We start from the raw sequence: 21,546 nt of genomic DNA, 5'->3' as shown, positions 1-21,546 counted from the left end.
GCTCAGGAAATCCGCCGGCGAGGGCGACGAGGCCGCCATCATGCCGGAATTGCGTGCGTCATGGAAATAGCGTGCATGCCCGAAAAATCGATGCAAGCCCCTCCAGTATTTGCGGTCGCGCCGAGATTATGGCGGGGAATGCGCCTCCGCGCGCGGAAACACATTCCCATTTCCAGGGCCGGCGTGATTTGTTTTTGTCCCCTTGCGTGTTTCCACGGTGTTCCGGTGCTCTCTCGTGGGTTTCCACCGCCCGGATTTTTATGCAGCAAACGATAGACTGCCGATCCCGAGGCAGGGATATCTTTTTTCATGAACACATCATATCGTCCGGTTTTTCCAGCGCTTTCCGGAGTAGCCGTTTGCATCTCGGTGCCCTGTTCATTGCAAGCCATGTCCTGACAACAGGGTCCGTCCGCGAGACAGCGCGGCGCTTCCAGCTGTCGCCTTCCACCGTCTCGACCGCAATCCATAATCTCGAGATCGAACTGGCGATCAAGCTGACGGAACGCACCTCCGGCGAGCTGGTGATGCTGCTCGCAAGCGGCCGGGTGCTGGAAGGCCTGGAGCCGATCACGGCCGCGATCGGTGAGGTCGGCCAAGTGAGCGGTCACGACAGCGTGGCCGCCGCAGAGGTCTACGAGGCCTGGGCATCCCGCATTCCCATCAAGATCGTTACGATGGAGCGCTTTCTCGAAGTCGCCGACCAAGGCAGCATCAACCGCGCCGCCCGCCGCCTTCGACTCGGTCAGCCGCAGCTTTCGCTTCAGCTTGCCAATCTCGAGAAATTTTTCGGCCACCGCCTATTCGAGCGGCAGGCGCAGGGGTCGGTGCTGACGGAGGAGGGCAGGCGCGCCTACCAGATCTTCATGGGGATCAGCCAGGCGTGGAACGATCTGAAATCTTCGGCTGACGAGCGCTATCGGCGCACCGCCCGTTCGCTGCGCATCGGCTCGATCATTCCGACTGGATCGGAAAGCTGGGTGGCGCGCTGCCTGGGTGTGCTGGTTTCGGAATGGAATGCGCGCCGCAACAACAATGCGATCTCGCTGGTCTCGATGACCGCCGACGATCTGCGCGAGGCGCTGAAGAACGGCCGTATCGATGTCGCCATCCTGGATTCGGTCTTCGGCCTCGAAAACTTCCGGCATCGTGAACTGCTGCAGACCGATATGGTGGTGATCGCGCCGCCGAATAGCATCGAAACCAGCGTCGCCGATCTCGTCGCCGGCCATGCGATCTGCATGCCGAGCCCGCGAACGGGCCTCGGCCACGCGGCTATGGCCTTCAGCGATGCGCGCACGCCCAACCGGCGTTTGCGCAGTCAGGACATCACCGCGGCGGATTCGCTCCCCGTGATTGTCGACCTCGTCGCCAATCACGGCTACGTCTCTTTCCTCGGCCGCGTCAGTGCCATGCCGATTGCCAACAAGGTGCGCATCGTCGATCTCGACGTGCGTGTGCCGATGTCCTATCACGTCGCCTTCAACCATCGTAAAGCAGCCGCCGATGCCTGCGCTGTCATCATCGACGCGGCGGCGAGGATTACATCGCAACCCGTCGCCTAATCAGGCGCCCTGGTTTAAGGAATGCACAGGCGGAACGAGGGAGATTGCACGTGACCATTCTGCTGGAAGTATGCGTGGACAGCGCCGAAGGCCTTGCCGCCGCGATCGAGGGCGGCGCCGGCCGCATTGAGCTCTGCTCAGCCCTCGAGCTCGGCGGCCTGACACCGCTGCCGAGCCTGATGAGGATCGCCGCCAGGGCGCCCATCCCGGTCTACGCAATGATCCGCCCCCATGCCGGTCCCTTCATCTTCGACGGGACGGACGAGGAAGCGATGATGATCGATATCGATGCCGTGCGCACAGAAGGCCTTGCCGGCGTCGTCATCGGCGCCAACCGGCGGGATGGTACGCTCGACATGCCGCTGATCCACCGCTTGAAGGCGCATGCGGCCGGCCTCGGCTCGACGCTGCATCGCGCTTTCGATCTGGTGCCGGATGCCGATCAGGCGCTGGAGCAGGCGGTCGAACTCGGCTGCGAACGCATTCTCACCTCCGGCTGCGCGTTAAAGGCGGCCGATGGTCTGGAAACGCTGAAGCGCATGTCTGCAAAGGCCGCCGGCCGCATCGCGATCATGCCGGGCAGCGGCATTCGCCCGGCAAATGTCGGCGAAATATTGCGGGCGACCGGCGCCCGCGAGGTCCACGGCTCCTGCAGTTCGCCTGTCGAAAGTGCAGACCCGCGAGCGGTCGCGTTTGGCTTCGAGGCGAAAAGCACAAATAAGACGGATGTCACGGTGGTCAGGGAGATGCGCCGCGCGATCGCGGCGACGCTTTAGGTAACACTAATCACCGCCTTGATCAGTCCATTCTTCTCATGCGCCCAGCGCGCGAGATCGCGCGGCGCGTCGGCAAGCGTTGTGCGGTGGGTAATGAGCTTCTCCACCGGCACCAGGCCTTTGGCGATCGAATCTGCGACATGTTCGAAATCGGCTCGGGTAGCGTTTCGGCTGCCGATCAGCATCATTTCGCGCTTGTGGAATTCGGGATCGGAGAAGCGGATATCGTCCTTGACGACGCTGACCAGCACCAGCGCGCCGCCATGGGCAACGAAGGAGAAGGCCTTCTCCATCGACGGGCCGTAACCCGTCGCGTCGAAGACCACGTCGAAACCGTCGCCATTGGTCTTTTCCCGCACGGCATCAGCCGTTTGTTCGTTGGCAACGATGCCGGAGGTGAAGCCGAAACGCTCCGATGCCATCTGCAATCGTTCGGCGCTGGTATCGAGCAGCGTGACCTCATGACCTGCGATGCGCGAGAAGAGCGCTGCCCCAAGCCCAATCGGTCCGGCTCCGATGACAAGCGCCCGTGCGCCAGCAGCCGCCATCGATCGGCGCACCGCATGAGCGCCAATCGCCAGGAACTCGACGGTTGCCGCGGCCTCGAGGCTTAAGCCCTTGGCGGGATAGAGGTTCTCGGCCGGAACCGAGATTTCCTCGCAGAAAGCGCCGTCCGTATGGACGCCGAGCACCTTGATGTTTGTGCAGCAGTTCGGCTTGCCCTGACGGCAGGCGACGCATTGCCCGCAAGAGAGATAGGGGTTGACGATGACGGGCGTGCCGACCGCGAGGGCCACACCGTCGCCCGCTTCCAGCACCGTCGCCGAGACCTCATGGCCCATCACCCGGGGATATTCGAGGAAGGGATGTTTGCCCTCGAAAATATGATAGTCCGTGCCGCAAATGCCGACATGGCTGACGGCAAGGCGCACCCAGCCCGCTGCAGGTTCCGCAGGCGAAGGACGCTCGACGATATCGAGCACGCCGGGCTCCCGGCAAAGAACTGCTTTCATGACGGGTCTCGCATTGCTGGAATTGAGGATGCCGGCCTGACAGGCAGGCCGGCTGTCCCTTTGTCGCTCAATTGCTCCGGCGGCGGCGCAGCTGATCGAAGAACACGATCACGATGATCAGCAGACCGGTGATGATGCGCTGCCAGAAGGAGTTGACGTTCAGAAGGTTCGCGCCGTTGTTGATGGTGGCGAGAATGAAGGCGCCAATCAGCGGTCCATGCACGGAACCCACCGCGCCGAACAGGCTGGTGCCGCCGATGACGGAGGAGGCGATCGCCTGCAGTTCCCAGCCGTCGGCCTGTGTCGCGTTACCGATTGCGATACGCGAGGCGAGCAGCACGCCGACAAAAGCCGCGAACGATGCCGAAAGAATATAGGCGAGGTAGATCATCCACTTGACGTTGACGCCGGAAAGGCGCGCTGCCTCGGCATTCGAACCGACGGCGAAGAGATAGCGGCCCCAACGGCTCAGATGCAGGAAGACGAAGGAGGGGATCGCCACCAGGATGACCATCCAGAACAGGCTTGGAACGCCAAGGAAATCGGCGCGGGCGAAGTTGCTGAAGCTCTCGTCGGTGATGCTGATCGTCGAACCGTTGGTGATCAAGAGGCCAATGCCGCGCAGCGATGTCAGCGTCGCCAGCGTGATGATGAATGGCGGCAGGCCCATATGCACGATGCCGAAGCCATGGAAGGCGCCGATCGCAACACCGATTGCCAGCGTCAGTATGATCGCCGCCCAGAGCGGGATGCCCGCCTGTAGCAGCCAGGCGATGATGACGGTGCAGAAGCCGACGATGGCGCCGACGGAAAGGTCGATACCAGCCGTGATGATGACGAAGGTCTGGCCGAGCGCCAGGATCGCCGTCATCGCGCCTTGGCGCAGCAGGTTGGAGATGTTGAGCGGCGTCCAAAAGCTGTCCGTCGAGAAGCCGAGCACGACCCAGAGGAAGATCAGCAACCCGATCAGGGTCAGGCCGAACAGGATGTTCATCTTCCGGCGCGGCGGCGGCGCGACGATTTCGGTGGGGGTGGCAGTCATAGGTTTTCTCCCTCTTATTCTTCTAGCTCAGACGCCGATCGCTTCGCTGAGCACTTCTTCATGCGTCGCCGTATGGAAATCATGGCTCGCGACGAGCTTGCCGCTGCGGAAGACGTGCAGCCGGTCGGCCAGTTCGTAGACCTCAGGCAGGTACGAGGAGATCAGGATAATGCCTGCCCCCTCCTTCAGAAGCTTGGCGAAGAGCCGGTAGATTTCCGCCTTGGTGCCAACGTCGACGCCAACGGTCGGCTCGTCGAAAATGAAAAGCCGAGCGCCGTGGCTCAGCCACTTGCCGATGACGATCTTCTGCTGGTTGCCGCCCGACATGCTGGAGGCCGGAACGCGCCGGCTCGGCGTCTTGATGCTGAGATCGCGGATCTGCTTGTCGGCATTCGCCGATTCGCGCGCGTGATTGATGACCGCGCCGTGGCTGAGGCGTCCGAACACCGGCAGGTTGATGTTGAGACCGATCGGCAGGTTGAGGCAGAGCCCCTGGTCGCGCCGGCTTTCGGGCGCGAGCGCAATGCCGAGCTCCATCGCGGTGCGTTCGTTCTTGATGTCGACGCGCTTGCCCATCCAGTGGATTTCGCCCGCAGTTGTCGGCTGGCGCCCGTAGAGCCCGAGAGCAAATTCGCTGCGCCCGGCGCCGATCAGGCCATAGAGCCCGACGATCTGTCCTGCCTTGACGCTCAGCGACACATCTTCGAAGCCCGGACCGGTAAGCCCCCTGACGTCGAGGATCGTCTCGCCGATCGGAATGTCTTCCTTGTGGTAGATCTGCTCGATCGAGCGATTGATCATCAGCGCGATCAGTTCGGCGTCATTGGTTTCGCCGATGAGGCGCGTGCCGACATGCGTGCCGTCGCGCAGCACCGAGACACGGTCGGCAAGCTCGAAAACTTCCTCCATGCGGTGGCTGATATAGACGATGGTGACGCCTTCGCCCTGCAGACGGCGGATCAGCTTGAAGAGCTGCGCGGACTCCTGGCGGGTGAGATAGGCCGTGGGTTCGTCGAAGATCAGGAACTGCGTGCCGCGCATGGCTGCGCGCGCGGTGGCGACGAGCTGCTGCTGACCGATCGTCAGCGAGCTCAGAAGCGCACCGGCCGGCAGGCCGAAGCCAAGATCGTCGAGAACGGCCTGCGCCATCTTCTCCATCTGCTTCTTGCGCATCAGCCCGAAACGGTTGACCTCGTCCCCGAGGAAGAGATTGGCGGCAACAGTCAGATGCCGGCAGAGCACGACCTCCTGGTGGACGGCGTTGATGCCGCGGGCGATTGCCTCGTTCGGCGTCGACAGCCCCACCGGATGGCCGCACCACAGGACCTCACCGGCCGTGCGGGGGATGACGCCGGTGAGCAATTTGATGAGGGTGGATTTGCCGGCGCCGTTTTCGCCGACGATGGCGTGGATTTCGCCGGCAAGGAAGGTCAGCGTCGCAGGCTTCAGCGCCTGTACGTGACCGTAATTCTTCTGCAGGCCTTTCAGTTCGAGGATGGGCGATCCGGCGGCAATTCGATTGGCTTCTTTCAGCGTCGCGCTGTCATCGTGGCGATGACTGATCTCTTCGAGTCCGATCATGGACCTCTCCTCCTCTTGTCACGTCTGCTCCATCCCTGGTGAACCATACCATGGATGAGAAAGGCCGCGCCGGTTTTTGAAACCGGCGCGGCCTGCCTGCCGTTTTACTTGATCTTCGGGTTCAGCAGAGCGTCGATCTTCGGCTCGGCCATGTTCGCCTTGGTGACGAGGTTTGCGCCGGTGTCGACGTTCTTCTCGACCTTTTCGCCCTTGGAGACGGCAAGAGCGGTCTTGATGCCGTCATAGCCCATGCGATAGGGGTCCTGAACGACGAGGCCGGCGATCGCACCATCCTTGAGGAAGCCGACCGTCTTGTCGTCGCTGTCGAAGCCGATGACCTTGATCTTGTCGCCGAGCTTGTTTTCGGCGATCGCCTGGCCGACGCCCTGCGCCATGATGAGGTTCGAGGCGAAGACGCCGACGAGCTTCGGGTTTGCCGTGATCAGGTCGGTCATCATGTTGAGGCCGGTCGTTGCCTGACCATCGCCGTACTTGTCGGCAATCACCTTCAGGCCGGGATGCTTGGTCTTCACCTGATCCAGGAAGCCTTCGCGGCGCTGTTCCAGCGAGCCGACGCCGGGAAGGTTGGTCAGGATGACGACTTCGCCCTCTTCCTTGCCAGTGGCGCCCTTGATGGCGGCGGCAAGACCGTCAGCAGCGATACGGCCGCCCTGGACGTTGTCGGTCGTCAGGAACGACTTGAACGCCTTGGAGTCGGCGCCGGAGTCGATGCCGATGATCGGAACCGACTTGGCGGCTTCATCGATCGGCTTGCCGAGCGCCTTGAACTCGGTCGGCGAGATGACGACGGCGGCCGGCTTGCCGGCAACGGCGTTCTCAAGAATGCTGATCTGACCGTTGATGTCGGATTCGGCCTGAGCGCCGAGTTCCGGCACCTTGACGCCGAGATCCTTGCCGGCCTTGCGCGCGCCGGCCAGAACGATCTGCCAGTAGAAGGACGTCGTGTCCTTGACGATGATCGGGATCGTCACCTCTGCAGCAAAGGACGTTGCCGGCACTGCCGTGGCGATGACGGCAACGCCTGCAAGCGCTGCAAAGGCGCGGCGCGACAGAAGGGATTTTACGATGTTCATAAGGGTTCTCCTCTCAAAATGCGTTCTCCTCCAATTAAACCGGACCGCTGAACGCTGGCGGAGGGTTTTTATCGATAAAAAACATTTGCCGGGAGAAGCTAGCCGAGGCGCATTCAAATTGCAAGTACGCCAATCTCGCTTTTTTTCTCTGAAAAATTTCCCCCAAGCAACTGATTTTATTTCAATACCACGATAGCCTAAAATAAGGTGTCAAGCCATGTCGACTTCGTGTGGATGCACCACACCCTTTTTTAGAATCAGGTTGCCGTACAGCCGGAATTCGGTCGTCGCGACGATATAGGCAGCCTTGCGGGCCATCGCATAGAAGGCGAAGCGCTCCACCGGCACGATACGGAAATCGCCGGCGCGGCTGGTGACGATCTCCTGGAACTCGGCGCAGACTTCCGGCACCGCGTGGGGATCGCCGACCACCTCCATCCGCCATGCCGTTTCCGGCACGAAGGTGTCGAGCGGCATATGGGTCAGGATCGCTTCGGCCATATCAGTGGCGCTGACGCCATCGGCACGAATGACAGGCGGGCCCATCGAGCCCGAGGGAAAGTTGGCGTCCGCGATGACGATGTCGTCGCCGTGTCCCATGGTCTTCAGAGCATGGAGCAGGCCGGGGCCGAGCAACGGATGGATACCCTTGAGCATGTTGTCTCCTTAGACTCGGACTGCTTCGGCGCCGAGCGGCGGCGCGACCAGCGTATAGGGTTCGAATTCGGCATAGATGCCGTCGTCAAGCTGCAGCTCGACGATCTCCATATTGCGCGTCAGGCTTGAAGGCTTCGCCGTGCCGATCAGCACGGATGCGACGATCGCCTCCCGCAACGGAAACTGCATGGCGGCAGCCGCGAGCGGCACCCCGTGCCGTTTGGCGATCGCCTCCATCGCACCGACCTTGGCGAGCACGTCGTCATCTGCCGGAAGATAGTCGAAATGGGAACCCGGCACAGGGCCGGTGGCGAGTATGCCGGAGTTGAAGACACCACCGACGACGAGTGACGTGCCCTTCTGCCGGCAGAGCGGCAGGAGTTCGTCGACGGCCGAACGGTCGAGCAGCGTATAGCGGCCGGCGAGCAGGATGCAGTCGAGATCGGTATGGCGCATGACATCGAGGCAGACCGGCACTTCGTTGACGCCGAGACCGAAAGCGGAGATTGCTCCCGAGGAGCGCAGCTCTTCCAATGCCTTTACGCCGGAATCGAGGAACTGTTTCAGGTGGACCGCGTTTTTCGCCGCGCCATGCGTATAACCGCCGATATCGTGCACGTAGAGAATGTCGATGCGGTTGAGGCCGAGGCGGGCATAGCTGAACTCGACCGAGCGCATGATGCCGTCATAAGAATAGTCGTAATCGGCATCGAAGGAGAGCGGATTGACATAGCCGTAATTGGGCACGGTTCCGGTCGGCACCGGCCGCATCAGCCGGCCCACCTTGGTCGACAGCACGTAATCGCCTTCGGGCTTGTCGCGCAGGAAGTCGCCGACGCGCCGTTCTGCAAGGCCGAGCCCGTACCAGGGCGCGACGTCGAAATAGCGGATGCCGCTATCCCAGGCCGCCTGCAGCGTGTCCATCGCCTGCTCGCGCGGGCATTCCCGATAGAGGCCGCCAAGAGCCGCCGCGCCGAAACTGATTTCGGTCACCTCAAGCTTGGTCTTGCCGATCCGTCTCGTCTTCATCATTCCTCCTCGCGAAGAAGCTGAAACTGTTTATTTGGAGCAATCCCGGGAAAAGTGCGAAGCGGGTTTCCCGGGAATTGCATAAAACAAAGATTAGAGCGTTGCGCCCAGATGCCAGGGCACGAATTCGTTATCGCCATAGCCGAAGATCTCGCTCTTCGTCTTCTTGCCAGACGCGGTATCGACGATGAGATCGAAGATCTCGCGGCCCTTGCCGCTGATCGTCGCATCGCCGGTGGCAATCGTGCCGCAATCGATGTCCATGTCTTCCTCCATCGAGGCATAGAGTGCCGAATTGCTGGAAAGCTTCAGCGACGGCGCCGGCCGGCAGCCGAAGCAGCTGCCGCGGCCTGTGGTGAACGCGATCATGTTCGCCCCGCCGGCCACCTGGCCGGTCGCCGAGACCGGATCGTAGCCGGGCGTGTCCATGAAGACGAGGCCGGGCGCCGTAACCCGCTCGGCATAACCATAGACCGCCGTCAGCGGTGAGCGGCCGCCCTTGGCGACTGCGCCGAGCGACTTTTCCAGAATGGTGGTGAGCCCGCCGCGCTTGTTGCCGGGCGAGGGGTTGTTGTCGAGCGAAGCGCCGTGAAGGGCGACGTATTGCTCCCACCAGGCGATCTTCTCGTCGAGTTTCTTTGCCACCTCGTCGCTGACGGCGCGGCTGCGCAGCAGGTGTTCGGCACCGTAGATTTCCGAGGTTTCCGAAAGGATCGCCGTGCCGCCGGCTGCAGCCAGCAGATCGGCCGCCACCCCGAGCGCCGGATTGGCGGTGATGCCGGAAAAGCCGTCCGAGCCGCCGCATTGCAGGCCGATGATGATCTCGCCGATCGAGATCGGCACGCGCCGCTCCTTGCCGACATCGGCGGCGATTTCGCGCAGCACGCCCATGGCGCGCTCGACCGCGCGGCGTGAACCGCCTGCGTCCTGGATGTTGAAGTGCCGCTTGGAGGCGCCCGCACCGCTCTGGCCGTACAGCGTCAGCTGGTTGACCTCGCAGCCGAGGCCGATCATCAGCACGCCGCCGAAATTCACATGCCGGGTGTAACCGGCAAGCGTCCGGTGCAGCACGTTCATGCCGTCGCCGGTCGAGCTCATGCCGCAGCCCTGGTCGTGCACGATCGGCACGAAGCCATCGATGCCTTCGTAATGCGGCAGGATCGTCCGGTTCGCCTCGTCGGCGATGGCCCGGCAGACCGTGGTGGAACAGTTCACGCTGGCGATGATGCCGATATAATTGCGTGTCGCCGCCCGCCCGTCGGCGCGGCGATATCCCATGAAGGTCCGCGCCTTATCGTCCGCCGTCGCCGTTTCCGGCGCCGAATTGGCGGTCGCGGCGAGCCGGTCGTTTTCGAAATGCAGGTTATGGCTGTGCACATGGTCGCCGGCCTTGACCTCTTCAGTGGTGCGGCCGATTGCCTGTCCGTATTTCACCACCGCCGCGCCGAGCGGAATATCCGCGATCGCGACCTTATGGCCGGGGTCGATCTTCTGGCGAGCCTGAATGCCGGCAACCGTCGAACCCGGCGCGATAACCGCCGTTGCGACCGCGACATTGTCTCCGGCCGAGAGGATGATCCAAGGCTGTTTGTCCAATCTTTTCTCCCTGAGGAAACGCCCGCTGCATCGGCGAATGCGCATTGATTTTGTTTTTTATCTACAATAAACATTTTCAAGTCAACGGGAATATTGATCCTGTGGACGAGGGAGGCAATGAGCCGCAGGCGGCCAGAAATGAGCTAAGGGTCATTTGGACAGGCCCTTGGTCCGGCGCCTTCCTGCTTTTGAGCGGGAACGGCGGTCGCGGCACGCGGGCGGAAAAGCGGGGGTCTGATGGCAAGGCAGAACACGGTCTTCAAGGAGGCATATAATCGCTATGCCGTCGCGCTGCGCACCGATACGGCGCTGCCCTCGGAGCCGGAGATCGCCGCCCAGCTCGGCGTTAGCCGCAGCACGGCGCGCGCCATCCTCACCAGGCTGAGCGAAGAAGGCATCATCCGCTGGAACAAGCGCCAGAAGATCGTGCTGCGCCAGCCGACGGACCGCGACCTCTTCCCTTCCGAAGAGACGGATTCGCTGCATGACATCATCGAGCGCAGCTTCATGCAGCGCATCCTTGCCGATGATGCCGCGCCCGGCATGCAGATCAACGAACTGGAGCTTGCCCGCGAAATCGGCACCGGCACGACGAGCGTACGCGAATTCCTGATCCGCTTCTCCCGCTTCGGCCTTATCGAAAAACGTCCGAACAGCCACTGGACGCTGAAGGGCTTCACGCGCGAATTCGCCCTTGAGCTTGCCGATGTGCGCGAGATGTTCGAGCTGCATTCCGCCGCCGAATTCGGCCGGCTTCCCCGCGACAACCAGGCCTGGATCGATCTTGCCGCCATGCGCGAGGACCATCTCGCCATGCTTGCCGACATCAACCAGCGTTTCAAGGATTTCTCCGTCCTCGACGAGCGCTTCCACCTGTTGATCCACCGCGCCTCGAAGAACCGCTTCATCGCCGATTTCTACGATGCGATCGCCATCATCTTCCACTATCACTACCAGTGGAACAAGACCGCCGCGCGCGAGCGCAACGAGCGAGCGATCTACGAACATCTGGATTATATCGCAGCACTCGATTCCGGCGACCAGGCGGCAATCGAAAAGGCCTGCCGTGCACATCTGCGCTCCGCGCGCCAGACCCTGCTGCAGTCTCTGCCGCCGACCGCCGAGAGCGCTTGAGCCTTCAGGTCAATCCGCTTTCGGCTGGCCGGGACGCTGTCTGTAAGCAGTCAGAATGGCCTCGATCAGGCCCGGGAAGCGCTCATCCAGCTCTGCGCAGCGGCTCTGGTTGCGCATCTCCACACCCTGGCGCTCGCTCCGGATCAGCCCGGATTCGCGCAACACCTTGAAATGGTTCGATAGCGAGGACTTCGGAATGGTGCGCTCACCCAGATCGGCAAGCGCAGAACACGTCACTCCACAGCCGGCGGCAAGCTGCGTAAATATGGCCACGCGTTCCGGGTCGGAGAGCGCGTACAGGATCGCCTCAGGCCGGATGTCCTCTATTGCTGGGTGAAAGAGCGGTCTCATGAATTTCATATAGCGCCCCTTGACATCAGGATCAATAGTTCCGAATTTCTGAACTAAGGAACAAAGCCGCCAATCTCGACGGCAGTCCGGATCAGAAGGAATGGAAGATGGCTAAGCTGACAGGAAAGGTCGCAATCGTAACGGGGGCCTCCAAAGGGATCGGTGCTGCGATTGCCAAGGCACTTGCGGCGGAGGGCGCGAAGGTGGTGGTGAATTACGCGTCGAGCAAGGCGGGAGCGGATGCCGTGGTTGAGGCGATCAGCGCGGCCGGCGGCAAAGCCATTGCGGTCCAGGGCGATGTTTCCAAGGCGGCACAGGCACAGGGCTTGGTTGATGCCGCGGTCAAGGAGTTCGGCAAGCTCGACGTGCTGGTCAACAACTCAGGCGTCTATGAATTCGCGCCGATCGAGCAGGTGACCGAGGAACAGTATCGTCGCATCTTCGACGTGAATGTTCTGGGCGTTCTGCTGACCACCCAGGCAGCGGTCAAGCATCTTGGCGAGGGCAGCAGCGTCATCAACATTTCGTCTGTTGTCACCAGCCTGGCTCCGCCTGACTCTTCCGTCTATACGGGCACGAAGGGTGCTGTGGAGGGCATCAACAGCGTACTTGCCAAGGAGCTGGGGCCGCGCAAGATCCGGGTCAACGCCATTCTCCCGGGTATCGTCGAGACCGAAGGCACGCACACCGCCGGCGTCATCGGCTCGGATTTCGAGCAGGTTTTGGTGGCCCAGACGCCGCTCGGCCGCACCGGCCAGCCGGACGATATCGCCGGTGTCGCGGTCTTCCTCGCTTCCGACGATGCCCGCTGGCTGACCGGCGAGCGCTTGGCCGCCAGCGGCGGTTTCCGCTGACAGTTGTGGTGGCGTATGTGCTCCTTGACGGGAGACGTACGCCACCGCAGTCCGGAGATGCCCGAAGCTGTTCCGCTAGAGCAATTCCAGCAAAAGTGCGTAGCGGTTTTGCGTCCGGAATTGCGTGAGAACAAAGAGATAGAGAATTTCCGTGATTCGGAGAAAAACGGAAATTCTCTAGGGATCGCTATTGCGAGGCCGCCTCGCTTGCCGTTCCTGCGGCCGGCTCTTCACGCCTGTTATGGCCGACCGGGATCAGCCAGGTGGTGAAGAAGGTCAGCACCGCAACGACGACCACGCCCCAGAAGCTCCAGTGCAGCGCCGCATTGAAGACCGAGCGGATCGCCGGATCGGCGGCGAGCGCCGAAAGCCCGGTCGGCTGGTTCAGCGCCTCGTGCAGGCCGGCCGCCGCCTCGCCGCTCGCATAGTGGTTGATGCCGGCATTGAGGATCGCGCCGAGCACGGTGGCGCCGAGCGTGTTGCCGAGGCTGCGGGCAAAAATGATCGAGGCTGTGGCGCTGCCACGCATCGACCATTCGACGCTGTCCTGCACCAGCACGATGCTGGTGAGGCTGATGAGACCCATGCCGAAGCCCATGAAAAAGGAGCCGGCGCCGGCAAGCGCCGGCGAGCTTTCTGGGGTGAGGAACAAAAGGAAACAGGCGCCGAACGGAAACAGCAGACTGCCGACGCGCAAGGTCCGACGGATGCCGAAGGCCTTGTAGAAGCGGCTGGAGAGCATCACCGCCATCGGCCAGCCGACGACAAGCATGGTGAGCGTGAAGCCGGCAACGATCGGCGAACGGCCGAGCACGCCCTGCACATAGATCGGCAGGATTGTCGAAAGCCCGATCAGCGCCATGCCGGCAAGCAGCGTCGCCGCATTGCTGGTTGCGATCAGCCTGCGGCTCCAGAGCGCGATCGAGATGATCGGCTCCGGCGCCCGCTTCTCCTGTGCGAGGAAGAGTAGGCCGGCGACCACGAAGACGGCGAAGAGCGACAGCAGAATCCAGACGCTCGCGTCCGTTTCCGTCAGCATGATCAGCAGTGCGACAATCGAGATCGAAAACAGCACCGCGCCGAGATAATCGATCTTTGCCTGCTTATGCGCCACATCCTCCTTCAGGAAGGCCATGAAGGCGACGATCGAGACGATGCCGATCGGCAGGTTGATCCAGAAGATCCAGGCCCAGGAGATGTTATCGACGATGATGCCGCCGGCCAGCGGCCCGACGACGGCCGATGTCGCCCAGACGGTTGCCATGAAGCCCTGCACGCGGCCGCGCTCTTCGAGCGTGAAGAGATCGCCGATAATGGTCATCGTCACCGGCTGGATCGCGCCGGCGCCAAGCCCCTGCAACAGCCGGAAGAGCACCAGCGACATCATCGACCACGCGAATCCGCAGAGCAACGAGCCGGCGAGGAAGATGACGATGCCACCGATCAGCACCGGCTTGCGCCCGAAGATGTCGGAAAGCTTGCCGTAGATGACAGTCGTCGTCGACTGCGCCAGCAGGAAAGCCGAAAACACCCAGCTATAATAGGAAAAGCCGCCGAGCTGCCCGACGATGCGCGGCATCGCAGTCGCCACGATCGTCGCCTCGATCGCCACCATGAAGGTTGCGAGCATGATGGTGGCGACGACAAGCACGCGGTTTGAGCGATGCGCTGCATTCGACATGACGATCCTCTTCGGGTGCTCCGCATGGCCGGGAATGTCGGCAGACTGGCTGGAAGGGCGATGATGCGCCGCTTGCGGAGGAATGCTGTTCTTTTACGACCTAGACGACGGCCGGTAAAGCAATTCTGACGGCAGCCATCGTTTTTGGGCCGGTTCAGGATAGTGACAGCCGAAATGAAGGCGCAGAGCCGTTCCCCCCGGGCCTTCATATGGTCGGAAGGGAAGGGCGCCACCCTATTGCGGGGATGCCTCGCCAAGCGAGCCGGTATCCGCGCTTGCCCCGGTGCAACCGGGCGTCGGCTGTAGGTTCGGATTGACCCCACCGGGATTGATCGTGCTGCGTCCGCTATTGAGATCGACCCCGTCATTGCCGGTGGTGCTGCCTGTGGTCCCGGGATCAGTGCCGACAGAACCCGTGCCCGCCGACCCTGTGCCGGCAGAGCCTGTTCCAGCCGAACCTGCGCCCGAACTGCCCGACCCGCCGATAACAGGCGCCACCGAAGCCGCCCGCTGGAATTCGCTCCACCCGCCGTTTGCGCCACGGCCGAGCCGGCAAGGCCGATCAAAGAGGCGATATCGCGATGAAATTGCAGGACATGATTTTCTCCATGTTGTTGGTTCGAGGAGGAAAACCTGCCCGACCGGGGCATTGTTCCTGCCGTGGTTGCGATCTCACAGCCGGGGCCCGCCGTCGTTGGGCGTCGATGATGAAGATTTCATGCTGCCGGTGACGATTGCACCTGACCGCCTCTGAAAGCAAAGCGAGAAAAATTCCATCACCTGATGATAATGATGGGTGGTAGGGATCACCGATCCGATCTAAAGACCCGATTATCACTCGTGTATTTTCTAAGTGTTATGGAGCAACAGCTGTGACCCCCGAAGAGAAAAGGATCTTAGGAGCCCTTGCGTGCATGTGTGAAGAATGCCTGAGCCGAGGTAATGGATGGCTGGATCACAAGGCTATATGCCGGGGAAATCGCGGTCGAGGTGCTCGCCTCATACGGTCTGGTTAAGCCGGAAATTCAAGGTGGCTCCTGGACTGCGGAGGGGTTGCTTCTTCTAGATGAAGCGTAACGCAGTATCGAGCGCCGGGTAGGTTTCAGATTGTTGAGATTGCTTCTTCTACGATGGGAGTTCCCATTGTTTCCAGCGCTCTTCGCGCTGGCGTGCCATTTCGTCGTTGTTTTCCAAGAGTTCTATAAACCTGGCCCAAAAAGCTGGGAGACTTCACTGCTTTGCGTCCCTATTTTTGCTTATATTTGGGCGAACATCTTCTCGGTCCTGGTAGATCAGACGCCCGTTTCGATGCTGTCGGCCTCACTGGCGACGGCTCTTCCGTGCGCCTGTTTAGCAATCTATTTCTTTTACTCACGCCAGATTAAACGCAAACCTGACCCGCAGATTTCAACCGCCAAGGCGTTAGGCGTTGCCCTTTCAGGGCTAGCTCTAGTTGCGCTAGCTGCCTATGGCATGGCCCAAATCACCGCATGCACCAACGCGAAGTGCCGAGGCGGGACCGAGCTATTTGGTCATTTCCGGTTTGCCGCGTTTTATCTAATCAGCCTTTGGGGTGGGTGGATCATCATGTGCTCCATCCTGACTCTCCATGAAGTTTTGAGGCGGTTTTTCAAGCGAGTTATCAAATGATGACGGGGTTATGCCTGCGCCGCCGGACGGGCCATACCCTCCTCGGTCATTTGCACTTGCGCAAGAGCTTTACCGGAAGTCTTGCTGAAGTTTTTCGCGGAAACGACAGACGACTGGATATGAGAAAAAGGCCGGCAAGCCGATGCCGTCGAAACAGCGGGCGCCAGGGAAAAAGATGACGGACGAGGAGTTCAGCAGTCGATCGCCAGCGCAATCGCGGATGGGCTCGATATTCCGCCAAGCAACGACCAGTTATGGGGCATCTGGTCGCGATCTATTGTGAAAATTGGGCGGGTACCTTTCGCTCGCTCATCTTACGCTCGGCATCCCGGACAAGCTCCAAAATCCCCGCCGCAATGGTGACCTGAGCCTCGTCATCGCCTCTACCCTCGATGTTACGCTGAAGCTCCGCCAACAGCCGCTTCTCAAGCTCGTCCAGAACCTGAGCGAAACCAAAAGCGCCCACTTTGTTGATATATTCCGACCAGTCAGGCAAAGCTGCCGAAAGAACCTTGTAAACCGCATCAGGTGACGAAAGGGCATTCTTTCCGAGACCGGTTTGCAGAACTACTAGCTGAGCCTGGGTGAAAGTGATCACCGTAGCATATGCGCTGAACAGCGCTGCAGCTATTGGCGAAACGTACGGCATTGCGGCATGAGCATTGTGATTGAAAAGCTCAGTTATTTTGGCGCTGTCCAGCATAGTCTTGAACATCTCTCGGGCGTTGCCGTCTTTTTCGGTCAAGTCGGCAACCGCATCCCACTTGATGACTGCGAGAAGGGCGGTTGTGGACTTGCCCTGCCGCATGACCTTTAATGCCGCCCAAATCTGGTCAATCGCCTCAAGCTTTCGCTTATCGACTAATGCTTGCCGCGCTGATCGTGCAGAAAACGGCACTGTCCTGAGCGTATCGATCTCTCTTCCCTTGACCGCGAGATCGGCCTTCAACTCCTCTTAACTTCGCGTCGAAGGAATGCTTCGTTCGCGCATTGACCCAGGAAGCTAGAGCGTCCTTGAAGAAGTAGGCGACCGCAAGGACCGCAGCCAAAGGGATTTGCGCGACAAGCCATATAGCCCAATCATACATTCCGAACCTGCCTTTCCGGTGACCGCGACAGGAGACAACAGAATTTGAGACGAATTCAATGCCGGCGCACGCCTCTCGCTTATTGATCCACCCCTTGACCACAGGTTTCAACGCGGGACGAACCGCAACCGATCGATCAAGAACGGAAGAGAAATAGTGTCCTGCAATCTCGTCGGCCTGTGAGGATAATGTTCCTGCATTGCGCTATAACGGGTCTTCCTTTCAACAGAGGGAAGACGCCGTGATCCATCAGCGTGAGCCGGGTGTTTGGACGCCTCAAATCGTTGCCCATCGAGCTTGTCGCCGCAATCAAGTGGGCCAACTGGGGAACGGCGCGGATCAGCCCTGCCGGCTTCCGGTCGCCGTTTGCTTCGATAGTCTTGGCCGGCGACGAGTGGCAAGACTGGCCACCCCGGACGACCGATGACGCGCCGGTCAATCGCATCGGGAACATACCCGCGCAACGCCTCGCTTCGGCTTCGATCAGGCATGCAAGACGCGCGGGTGGTCCGGGGCAACCGCGTATCGCTGCCGAGATTGGGCTCTTTCCATCATTGCACAGTGCCTCACGGCGGACGGCATTCCGCACGGCGCTCATTGATCCCCGTGATTATTCGGTGATTACACAGACCGAAAATAGAAGGCATAAAGGCGCCCGATATGGACGTCCTGGGGCCTAGCTTGCTGAATTTCATGAGAAAAATGGTGCCGCTTGCAGGACTCGAACCTGCGACCCCATCATTACGAATGATGTGCTCTACCACCTGAGCTAAAGCGGCGTTTCACGGCCGAAACATGCGGCCCGCGATTTGCATGGCGCTGATACAGGCATTGTTTGAAGATTTCAAGCACCCTGTCATGCCTTTGGCAAAAAAGAGGGGCGCGGCAAGGCAACGCCTCAGAGCGCCAGCCGGGCACGCGCCGCCTTGTATTCGGCCTCCAGCCGGTCGACGAGGTTTGCCACAGGCTCGACCGCCTTGATGGCGCTGATGCCCTGGCCGCTGCCCCAGATATCCTTCCAGGCCTTGGCGCCGCCGGTCGCCTGCTCGAAATCCATCTTGGAAGGGTCGGCGATCGGCAGGTTGTCGGGGTCCATGCCTGCGGCGACGATCGAGGGCTTGAGGTAGTTGCCGTGCACGCCGGTGAAATAGTTGGAATAGACGATATCGGCGGCCGCGCCCGCGACGATCGCCTGCTTGTAGGCGTCCGCGGCGCGCGCTTCTTGCGTCGCGATGAAGGGCGAGCCGATATAGGCCATGTCGGCGCCCATCGCCTGGGCGGCCAAGATTGCGCCGCCGGTGGAAATCGCGCCGGCCAGCAGCAGCGGCCCGTCGAACCATTCGCGGACTTCTTGGGTCAGCGCGAAGGGCGAAAGCGTGCCGGCATGGCCGCCGGCGCCGGCCGCCACTGCGATCAGCCCGTCGGCCCCCTTGCGGATCGCCGAATGGGCGTGGCGGTTGTTGATAATGTCGTGCAGCACGATGCCGCCATAGGAATGCACAGCCGCATTGACCTCGGGCACGGCGCCGAGCGAGGAGATGACGATCGGCACCTTATATTTGACGCAGAGCGAGAGGTCGTGCTCCAGCCGCTTGTTCGACATGTGCACGATCTGGTTGACGGCAAAGGGCGCTGCCGGCCGCTCGGGATGGGCGGCATCGTGGCGGGCGAGTTCCTCGGTGATCTCGGCCAGCCATTCGTCGAGCTGGCTTTCCGGCCGGGCGTTCAGGGCCGGAAAGGCGCCGACGACGCCCGCCTTGCATTGCGCCAGCGTCAGCGCAGGATGCGAGATGATGAAGAGCGGCGAGCCGATGACCGGCAGTCTGAGTTTGTCCGTAAGGATCGGGGGCAGGGCCATGCTTCACCGCTTCCATTGACGTTTACGAAAACGTCAATCTCATAACAGAGATGAAAAGGTGATTAAAGAGCGGCCGCCACGCCTTCGACGATTTCACGACGAATATATAGTCCGAAGAGAGTCATAAAATGAGATCCGCAAGCCGTGAAAGCCACTCATTATCCCCCGCCGATCAATTGCGGCCAAGCCCGCGAGGCTTGCGGTTTGCCGCGCTTGCCGCTACCGAATTTTGATGGAGAACGGCGGGGATTGCAGTCGGATGCCGGATTCACAGTGAAGGACTTGACGTGAGCGGATTAGAAACGGCCATCAGAACAGCGCTCGAGAATTCCGAACGCGACAATCCGGAGGTTCGAGCGAGGATCTATCAGTCCGCCCGCCAGGCGCTGGAAGCCGGCCTGCGCAAGCAGGATATCACCGATGCCGAGGTCGTCGCCCATCACCGCCATCGCCTGGAAAGCACCATTCACGCCATCGAAGGCGAGGAGCGGGATCGCCTCCACCCCCGCCAGAGGCCGCCGGAAGTGCCTGTGCCGCCGGTCGTCGAAATGCCGCCGGCTCCGGTTCACCGGCCTGACGTGGACGATATCGACAGCCCCATGATCTCCGGCGAGACACGCGCCCCCGACGTGATCATGCGTCGCGGCGACGATTCGAGCCTCGATGACGTGCATGCGAGCAATACCGATCATCTGGCCGCCGCCCCAGTCGGCGAGGAGCGGCTGCAACGCGGCCAACGCGCCAAAGACATGGATTTCCGCCCGGAGCGGGCTGCCGGCCGGCGCAAGCCGCGCAAGTTCTTTTCAAGGCTTCTCGTCTGGTGCGTGCTGCTTGCCTTCATCGGCATCGGCGCCTGGTGGGCGCATACGTCGGGGCTGCTCCTGACGGCGGCCGAGCGCGACACCAGCGTCGCCAATCCGCCGGCAAGCACGCAGCCCGAGGATTTCACCGGCAATGACGATAGCGCCAAGAACGATGGCGCCGCAAACACCGGCTCCCACACCGACGAACCCGTGACCATCGACCCGCAGAACAGTTTTTCGGCGGACTGGATCCCCGTGTTCAAGCCTGATGAGGCCGACAAAATCCAGAACGGTCGGCGGGCGCGCACCGAAAAAATCACCGAGAATGACGGCCCCGCCGTCCGCCTGATTTCCGAGAGCGGTGCGGCCGACGGCAATATCTCGATCAGCGTGCCGGCGTCGGTGCTGCAGCAGCTCGCCGGCAAATCCTCGACGATCGCGCTGACCCTGCAGTCGACCAGCGACGAGCCGACGCAAGTCACCGTCGAATGCAATTTTCAATCGCTCGGAAATTGCGCCCGCCATCGCTTCAGCGTCACCCGCGAAAAGTCGGATGCGCTGCTGCAGGTGAAGTTCGACCGGTCGTTGGCGCCGAATTCGCCGGGCACGCTGACGATCAACAGTGATCTCGACGGCAAGGCGCGTGGCATCAACCTCTTCGCGGTCCGCATCCTGCCGGGGCAGTGATGCGGCTTTCCGCCAAGCACCGGTCTATTTCGGAAGGCGTTATTTCAGAAAGCCAGGCCCGGAGCCGATGATCTGCTCGTCGACTGTGCCGAGCGCCTTTTTGTCCTTGCCGTCATAATCCATCCTGTTCAGCATGTGGCGGATCAGTTCCAGGCGCGCTCGCCGCTTGTCGTTGGCGCGGATGACAGTCCAGGGCGCGAAATCCGCGTGGGTTTCCTTCAGCATCCGGTCGCGCTTGGCGCTGTAGTCGCCCCATTTCGTCAGCGCCGCGATATCCATCGAGGACAGCTTCCAGACTTTCAGCGGATCGTGTCTGCGGTCGTGGAAGCGCTTGAGCTGCATCTCGCGGCCGATATCGAGATAAAATTTGAAGAAGAAGATGCCTTCATGGGCGATGATCTTTTCGAGCTGCGGCGCCTGTTTGAGGAAGTCTTCATATTGCTGCGGCGTGCAGAAGCCCATGACCGGCTCGACGCCGGCGCGGTTGTACCAGGAGCGGTCGAAGAGCACGAACTCGCCTGATGTCGGAAACTGCGCGATATAGCGCTGGAAATACCATTGTCCCTGCTCGCGTTCGGTGGGCTTGGTCAGTGCCACGACACGCGCAAGGCGTGGGTTCATATGCGCCGAGGAAGCTGAGATCGCGCCGCCCTTGCCGGCCGCGTCGCGTCCCTCGAACAGCGCCATCACCCGCTTGCCGGTCGCCTGCAGCCAGAACTGCACCTTGACGAGTTCCACCTGCAGCTTTTCCAGCTGCTCCAGATAGTCCTCTTCCGCAAGCTTCTTTTTGTAGGGAAAATCGCCGGATGCCAGCGCTTTTTCCTCCACCCAGTCCGGCAGGATGGGATCGTCGACATCGAAGACGCGTTTCTTGTCCCGGATATCCAGCTCCACGGCTCTGTTTTCGACGTCCTCGTCCATATGGTCCTCCTGCGCCTGCTTGTTTCTCCTGCCGCAGGCGAACATATTTACCGTTGAAAATCAAATCTTTCGCTTTTGGCCTGGAGTTTTTTGCGGATTTTTGCTGCGGCCTTTCGCATCGGAGACACTGCCCGAAAACTTCTGTCATGAATTGCCGCTATCAGGC

General features: G+C 61.1%; 19 protein-coding genes, 1 tRNA gene and 1 pseudogene. 6 read left to right on the top strand and 15 right to left on the bottom strand.

What is annotated here, in order from left to right; genetic code table 11:
- Window positions 1–38: 38 nt before the first annotated feature.
- Entirely contained in the window at window positions 39–365 is a 327-nt protein-coding gene (locus EFB14_RS12265; RefSeq protein WP_126825599.1) for an acetyltransferase, read from the bottom strand.
- On the opposite strand from EFB14_RS12265, the gene EFB14_RS12260 reads away from it, so the two are divergent.
- Complete coding sequence (locus tag EFB14_RS12260) at window positions 360–1,565, top strand: LysR family transcriptional regulator (RefSeq protein WP_125842682.1); 1,206 nt, start codon at window positions 360–362, stop codon at window positions 1,563–1,565. The two genes, EFB14_RS12265 and EFB14_RS12260, sit on opposite strands and share 6 nt — an antisense overlap.
- A gap of 50 nt (window positions 1,566–1,615) precedes the next feature.
- Window positions 1,616–2,341: a copper homeostasis protein CutC gene (locus tag EFB14_RS12255; RefSeq protein WP_125842182.1), complete on the top strand. Its 726-nt coding sequence runs from the start codon at window positions 1,616–1,618 to the stop codon at window positions 2,339–2,341.
- Here the strand turns inward: EFB14_RS12255 and EFB14_RS12250 are convergent.
- From EFB14_RS12250 to EFB14_RS12220, 7 genes are all read right to left on the bottom strand, one after another.
- A complete protein-coding gene (locus EFB14_RS12250; protein WP_125842184.1) occupies window positions 2,338–3,354 on the bottom strand; it encodes a zinc-binding alcohol dehydrogenase family protein in 1,017 nt (338 codons plus the stop codon). The genes EFB14_RS12255 and EFB14_RS12250 overlap by 4 nt on opposite strands.
- 67 nt (window positions 3,355–3,421) lie before the next feature.
- Entirely contained in the window at window positions 3,422–4,396 is a 975-nt protein-coding gene (locus EFB14_RS12245; RefSeq protein ID WP_125842186.1) for an ABC transporter permease, read from the bottom strand.
- Window positions 4,397–4,423: 27 nt separating this feature from the next.
- Window positions 4,424–5,977, bottom strand: a complete 1,554-nt coding sequence (locus tag EFB14_RS12240; RefSeq protein ID WP_125842188.1) for a sugar ABC transporter ATP-binding protein — start codon at window positions 5,975–5,977, stop codon at window positions 4,424–4,426.
- A gap of 104 nt (window positions 5,978–6,081) precedes the next feature.
- Window positions 6,082–7,071: an ABC transporter substrate-binding protein gene (locus EFB14_RS12235; RefSeq protein WP_125842190.1), complete on the bottom strand. Its 990-nt coding sequence runs from the start codon at window positions 7,069–7,071 to the stop codon at window positions 6,082–6,084.
- A 210-nt stretch (window positions 7,072–7,281) separates the two neighbouring features.
- Window positions 7,282–7,728, bottom strand: coding sequence for an RbsD/FucU family protein (locus EFB14_RS12230; RefSeq protein ID WP_126825595.1), 447 nt, complete (start codon window positions 7,726–7,728; stop codon window positions 7,282–7,284).
- Window positions 7,729–7,737: 9 nt separating this feature from the next.
- Window positions 7,738–8,757 (bottom strand): aldo/keto reductase, encoded by a 1,020-nt coding sequence (locus EFB14_RS12225; RefSeq protein ID WP_126825934.1) that lies wholly within the window; start codon window positions 8,755–8,757, stop codon window positions 7,738–7,740.
- 93 nt (window positions 8,758–8,850) lie between these two features.
- On the bottom strand, window positions 8,851–10,353 hold the full coding sequence (locus EFB14_RS12220) for a UxaA family hydrolase (protein ID WP_126825592.1): 1,503 nt from the start codon (window positions 10,351–10,353) through the stop codon (window positions 8,851–8,853).
- A 237-nt stretch (window positions 10,354–10,590) separates the two neighbouring features.
- On the opposite strand from EFB14_RS12220, the gene EFB14_RS12215 reads away from it, so the two are divergent.
- Window positions 10,591–11,487, top strand: coding sequence for a GntR family transcriptional regulator (locus EFB14_RS12215; protein WP_126825589.1), 897 nt, complete (start codon window positions 10,591–10,593; stop codon window positions 11,485–11,487).
- A 9-nt stretch (window positions 11,488–11,496) separates the two neighbouring features.
- Here the strand turns inward: EFB14_RS12215 and EFB14_RS12210 are convergent, their stop codons facing one another.
- Window positions 11,497–11,838: an ArsR/SmtB family transcription factor gene (locus tag EFB14_RS12210; protein ID WP_125842684.1), complete on the bottom strand. Its 342-nt coding sequence runs from the start codon at window positions 11,836–11,838 to the stop codon at window positions 11,497–11,499.
- Window positions 11,839–11,945: 107 nt separating this feature from the next.
- On the opposite strand from EFB14_RS12210, the gene EFB14_RS12205 reads away from it, so the two are divergent.
- Window positions 11,946–12,692 (top strand): glucose 1-dehydrogenase, encoded by a 747-nt coding sequence (locus EFB14_RS12205; RefSeq protein ID WP_125842200.1) that lies wholly within the window; start codon window positions 11,946–11,948, stop codon window positions 12,690–12,692.
- Window positions 12,693–12,879: 187 nt separating this feature from the next.
- Here the strand turns inward: EFB14_RS12205 and EFB14_RS12200 are convergent, their stop codons facing one another.
- Both EFB14_RS12200 and EFB14_RS33400 read right to left on the bottom strand, forming a co-directional pair.
- Window positions 12,880–14,373 (bottom strand): MDR family MFS transporter, encoded by a 1,494-nt coding sequence (locus tag EFB14_RS12200; RefSeq protein ID WP_125842203.1) that lies wholly within the window; start codon window positions 14,371–14,373, stop codon window positions 12,880–12,882.
- 234 nt (window positions 14,374–14,607) lie between these two features.
- Window positions 14,608–14,971, bottom strand: a pseudogene (locus EFB14_RS33400) (hypothetical protein).
- A 545-nt stretch (window positions 14,972–15,516) separates the two neighbouring features.
- Between EFB14_RS33400 and EFB14_RS12185 the strand changes: the two are divergent.
- Window positions 15,517–16,023 carry a hypothetical protein gene (locus EFB14_RS12185; protein WP_126825586.1) on the top strand — a complete coding sequence of 169 codons (507 nt, stop codon included), beginning with the start codon at window positions 15,517–15,519 and terminating at the stop codon, window positions 16,021–16,023.
- A gap of 274 nt (window positions 16,024–16,297) precedes the next feature.
- Here EFB14_RS12185 and EFB14_RS12180 read toward each other — a convergent pair whose 3' ends face one another.
- The 3 genes from EFB14_RS12180 to EFB14_RS12170 form a co-directional block, all read right to left on the bottom strand.
- Window positions 16,298–16,972, bottom strand: coding sequence for a hypothetical protein (locus EFB14_RS12180; RefSeq protein ID WP_126825583.1), 675 nt, complete (start codon window positions 16,970–16,972; stop codon window positions 16,298–16,300).
- 842 nt (window positions 16,973–17,814) lie between these two features.
- A tRNA-Thr gene (locus tag EFB14_RS12175) sits at window positions 17,815–17,890 on the bottom strand.
- A gap of 119 nt (window positions 17,891–18,009) precedes the next feature.
- Window positions 18,010–18,969, bottom strand: coding sequence for an NAD(P)H-dependent flavin oxidoreductase (locus EFB14_RS12170; protein ID WP_125842211.1), 960 nt, complete (start codon window positions 18,967–18,969; stop codon window positions 18,010–18,012).
- 287 nt (window positions 18,970–19,256) lie between these two features.
- Between EFB14_RS12170 and EFB14_RS12165 the strand changes: the two genes are divergently transcribed.
- A complete protein-coding gene (locus tag EFB14_RS12165; protein ID WP_126825581.1) occupies window positions 19,257–20,459 on the top strand; it encodes a regulator in 1,203 nt (400 codons plus the stop codon).
- Between the two features lie 39 nt (window positions 20,460–20,498).
- Here EFB14_RS12165 and ppk2 read toward each other — a convergent pair whose 3' ends face one another.
- Entirely contained in the window at window positions 20,499–21,380 is an 882-nt protein-coding gene (ppk2, locus tag EFB14_RS12160; protein ID WP_126825578.1) for a polyphosphate kinase 2, read from the bottom strand.
- Window positions 21,381–21,546 lie beyond the last annotated feature (166 nt).

The organism is Rhizobium fabae (genome assembly GCF_003985135.1).
In the GTDB taxonomy this organism is placed as follows: domain Bacteria; phylum Pseudomonadota; class Alphaproteobacteria; order Rhizobiales; family Rhizobiaceae; genus Rhizobium; species Rhizobium pisi.
Note: the sequence above shows the minus strand (reverse complement) of the source record. Positions and strands in the feature narration are given on the sequence as shown.